The sequence below is a fragment of the Herbidospora sp. RD11066 genome (genome assembly GCF_054661255.1).
This window is the reverse complement of the sequence record NZ_BAAGDO010000402.1, coordinates 1-232: the sequence shown is the minus strand read 5'-3', so window position 1 is coordinate 232 and position 232 is coordinate 1. Positions and strand designations below refer to the sequence as shown.

The following is a 232-nucleotide window of genomic DNA, read 5'->3' as shown; positions in this document are numbered from 1 at the left end:
CCGTCATTACCTGCACCCACTTCCGCCTCTTTGCTCACTTGCTTTACATCCCTCGCCGTCTTCTCTTCAAGATCCTGCTTATCTAACTTCTCGTCCAGGTCACCAGGTGCTTTGGATTCTGCTACCTCGTTCTTCTCAAAATCAGGAGTCTTAATGTCTTCTGAAAGAAAACGTTGTTGTAATGGAGTCTCATTGTTCTTGTATGAATTAACGTTGGTTGCGTGTACCAATG

At 44.8% G+C, this 232-nt stretch carries 1 protein-coding gene; it reads right to left on the bottom strand.

Annotated elements, in window-relative coordinates; all coding sequences use genetic code 11:
* Positions 1–232: hypothetical protein (locus tag ACYQ78_RS40180; RefSeq protein ID WP_459806249.1), on the bottom strand; the 232-nt coding region annotated here is incomplete at both ends.